Annotated in this window: 3 protein-coding genes; all 3 read right to left on the bottom strand. The window is 49.8% G+C overall.

Features of this window, described 5'->3' with window-relative positions; translation table 11 throughout:
• Positions 1 to 105: 105 nt before the first annotated feature.
• A complete protein-coding gene (locus tag C5S62_RS03315) occupies positions 106 to 1,023 on the bottom strand; it encodes a DMT family transporter (protein WP_104404044.1) in 918 nt (305 codons plus the stop codon).
• Positions 1,024 to 1,098: 75 nt separating this feature from the next.
• Positions 1,099 to 3,762, bottom strand: coding sequence for a hypothetical protein (locus C5S62_RS03310; protein WP_104404043.1), 2,664 nt, complete (start codon positions 3,760 to 3,762; stop codon positions 1,099 to 1,101).
• A gap of 28 nt (positions 3,763 to 3,790) precedes the next feature.
• The coding region (locus C5S62_RS03305) for a purine-nucleoside phosphorylase (RefSeq protein ID WP_104404042.1) at positions 3,791 to 4,358 on the bottom strand (568 nt) is incomplete at its 5' end.

Raw genomic sequence — 4,358 nt, 5'->3', positions numbered from 1 at the left:
CCCTTAAAATGGCAGATGAGGATATTCATTCCAAGTTTTATCACGGTTTTCAGACCTTGCCACTGATGTCGGCAAGCCTTTTTTTTGACGAAAATAGGAAAACGTCTATCTGCCTCGGGTAAGAATAACGATAATGACGGACGGAATGATAAGGATAATGCCTATAACGATGTTCAGGGTAATGACTTCGCTAAACAGCAGACTTCCCAAGACAACGGCCGTGAGTGGCTCCAGCGCACCGAGTACGGCGGCCGTGGTGGAGCCAATCCGCTTGACAGCAGTGACAAGGCACAGGTTGGTCACAACCGTACAGACGAATGCAAGCAGAAGAAGATTGATCATTTGCCGTGGAGTGGAAACCATCTCCAGACTGTCTTGCCGCAAAGCATCACCTCCGAAGATCAGACCGCCGAAAAGTAACACGTAGAAAGTGAGGCGTAAGCTGTCCATACTCCGCACACGCGAACGGTTGACACGGATGAGGTAGAGCGCGAAACAAAGGGCTGAAATGAGTTCGATGACAACTCCCCGGAGTTCTACGGCACCGTTTTCGGAAGGCCAGGAAAGGCCGGCCACGCCGGCTACTGCCATACATGTTGCCACAATAGTGGCAGGGCGGCGCGCCTCGTTATAAAACATCATCATGATTACGGTCGTAACCACCGGATAGGTGAAGTGAATGGTGGTGGCTATGCCTGTAGGCATGTAAGAGTAGCCGGCCAGAAGAAAAAGGGCGGCTCCATCGGACAGAAAGGCCAGATAGATGAGGGTGACGGCCTCGCCACGCGTTATGCGGAACGAACGGCGTTTTAAGAGCATGTAAAATCCCAGCATGACGGCCGCACCGAAAAAACGGTAGAAAAGTATGGAGGGATTCGACATTGCCTCGGCATTGCCGGAATCGCTGCCGTGGATAGGAAGCGTGAAAGCGGGAATAAAACCATAGAACACAGCGGCGGTGATAGCCATCAAAGGGCCTTTCCATTCGCCGCGGTGTTGGCTGAAATAGGTTTTCAAAGACATAGTTCAGAACTTTTTTACTATTGGTTAGGAATAAGTGTTTCCGGCGGAGCGGCAAAGACAGACGTTCCGGCAGGCTTACCATTCGTAACTGACATAACGTCCCTCAGGCGTAATGCCGCGCACGGATATACGCAAGTTCTGCCTATCGCGGGCGTTGCTGAAAAACACAATGGAGGCTTGCCCCTGTTCATCGGTTTTTACATTAGGATTCCAGTAAAGCGTGCGGCGCAAGTCGGTGGGCGAAGGCATGTCGGTACGGCGATAATCGGGATGATAGAATGCTTTGGGCTGGGCATATCCTGTTATAACGCGTCTGTCTTTACCACGCCGGCTACGGTACAGGTAATGATTGGGACGGGTATATACGAAAATGGCATACTCAATATTGCCGGAGGAATAGGCGGATGTTTGAGAGGCAGGTACGAACCTCAGCCATGAACTCCGGTTAGTCATGATAACGACGGATTTTACCTCATCAGCCCAAATGTCCGGAACGATGTCGGAAAGCTCATTGTCTATGAACAAAGCCATTTTATTGCTTCCCCATTGCAAGTCGAACCGTTCTTCCGGCGTCATGCTCAAATTGTCGGTAGCCTTTTCCCTTTCTTTGAAAATGACACCCGGTTGTTTTCCTGTTGCCCTTCCTTCAGCCGGATTTCCTTCCTCGGTAGTGCTCTGTGTGAAGAGAAACTTGTCGTTCAGTTCGGCAATGAGCGACCAGATAAGACCGACACTACGCCCTTTATCCTTGAAACGCTCCACCTCACGCTCTATATTATAATAGATATCGGCATATTTCATACCGGCCTTTTCGCCGCCCTTATAAGAGTAGCGGTTGCCCGTGAATCCGCCATATTTCCCCTTCCCCACCACTTCGGCTTCAGCCAAAACAGTAGAGATGGTCCGAGGGATGGTATCCTTCCACTGAAATGTACTGGGTGCCTGGCCGGCATTACCGCCGGAAATAAAAGGACTTTGGCTGACCTCTTTGGGAGCAGACAGATTTAATTCACCATATCCGAAAGCCCTCGGCGCAATATCAAAGAAACGGTTCAGCACAACACGGCTCCATTTATATCTGCCCTTCTCGTTTTTTGTTGATATCTGGGTAATCCAATCACCCATATAATCTACGTTTGAAACAAAAGCAAACGCTCCCGCACTGTCGGTTTTTGTTTCGCCGGAGAGTGAGGCGCCGGCCATGGAGAACATATTGATCTTAAGGTCCAGATTGGGATAAGGCTCATTCCTATTGTTATCCCTCAACACACGACCGTTGAGCGTGAGTTTATCTTCGATTGGCTGAATAAGGTTAAAGGGAGTCTTGCCGGTCAGGGTGGCAAAATCATTGGCCATCCAGCCCTGCACCATGAGCAACAGGTCCAAATGATGCCGATGCGTATGATCATCGGCTTCGAAATAATACTCAGGATGGTCTATATAACCACGAACTTCGGAGGACAGCAGCAGTGAAACCGCCAAATCACTCTCAGGAGCCGAAGCTACCAGTTCACCTTCAGCATCACGTATGGCCACCGACAAGTTGGCGGCCACCGGTTTTCCCTCATCATCGGTCAGTTTCATAAGCATGGCCACGGGAGAAAAGGCATTGAAAGTCGTAGCGCTTTGGCTTACTGCAAGGTTTAGTTTCCGTATAGCGGAATTTTTCCAGACCAGACGGGTAGCCATACAATTACCTTGTGCGTCGAAAAGATCTATGCGGTTAACTCCGTCATACAGGATGTCTCTTGACAGATAAGTTTCTACAGCCTCGCAGCCGACGGTAAGTGTATCGAAATAACAGACTTTATCACGACAGGTAACGGAAAGTCCCAGCAAATGTGGGACGCGGGCCTTGCCGCTTATAACTATACTTACACCGTCTTTATCGGGAGCGGCGCTAATACTGTATTTTCTTATTGTATCGGCTTCGGGAAGAGCAAAGCGTAATTGTTTTCCACCGGCCCTTATCAACGCATAACCGCCTGAAGTCATCGTAGGCGGGAGAGAAAATGTCCCCATGCCGGCATGCTCCGGAAATGATGCGGTCACCGGCTGGTCGTTGTCATCGAATATCCGGATTTCATCGGCAACCGGCTGGCCGTTTCCGCCGGTTATCTGATAGGCTATCGTCTGCTTCATACCACTGACACGCCATCCGCCTTCCGGATAAAAGGTTACTTGCCGTTGGTTTGGGGAGGCAAAGTTGTAAGGACGCGAATGACTGTAGCTCAAATCTTGGGCTGACTCCGGTCTCGGAATGTTCAGTTGTGAGAAATCACCCTCCTTCCGCGGTTTTTCGAATACGGGTACGACCCGCGAAAAACACACTTCCGGTCCCCAGTTGAGCATTTCGCGGGTGTAAGCCCGTACTTCGTAAAACCCTGCCTTAACAGGCAAGTCCAGTTTGAAAGCTCCTTCAGCCTGCCCTACACTGTCGATACGCAGCAACTGTCGGTCTACTTCAAAACCATTATGATCGAGTATTTCCACGTAAAGCACGCGGCTCAGAGTGGTGGACTGCAGCGATGAAGCCCGCATCACATAAGCTTTCATCCACATGGTCTCGCCGGCGAAATAAGCGCTGTTGTCAAGATGCAAGTACACTTTTTCACGGGGATACGTATGATCAAAAGCGGCCATATTCCTGAATTGGCGATACAGGCGTTCAAAATCCGTTGTCTGTGCCTGAAGACAAAAAAAGTTCAGACAACAGAACAATAGCAGTAGACGTTTCATGGTTTTGAATGGGTTCTCTAAAGTTATTTCAAGCCTGACGCTTGATGAGTTCACGGAAAATTTCGGCCATAAGCGGCTGTACGGCATCGGCTGCACGTTGCACCTCTTCGTGGCTTACCTCCACAATTTTTCCCTCTACTCCAAGATCGGTGATGACACTTACACCAAACACCCGCATACCGCAGTGGCGTGCAACGATAACTTCAGGCACTGTACTCATACCTACGGCATCGGCGCCGAAGATCCGGTACATTTTATATTCAGCCGGAGTCTCGTATGTCGGACCTTGTGTGGCAAGATAAACGCCTTCAACTACCTTTATGCCTTTTTCGTGTGCCACCTGCCTTGCTTCGTTGAACAGGGTATGGTCATAAGCTTCGCTCATGTCAGGAAAACGGGGACCTGTGGGAAAGTTCGGGCCATGCAAGGGGTGTTCAGGCAAGAAATTGATATGGTCGCGGATGAGCATGAGATCGCCGATTTCAAAATCGGGGTTGACACCGCCTGCGGCATTACTTACAAAAAGTTTCCCAATACCGAGTTCATACATTACGCGTATGGGAAAAGTTACCGTCTTCATGTCATAGCCTTCGTAG

It is taken from the genome of Prevotella sp. MGM2 (genome assembly GCF_002933955.1).
Lineage (GTDB): Bacteria > Bacteroidota > Bacteroidia > Bacteroidales > Bacteroidaceae > Alloprevotella.
Note: the sequence above shows the minus strand (reverse complement) of the source record. Positions and strands in the feature narration are given on the sequence as shown.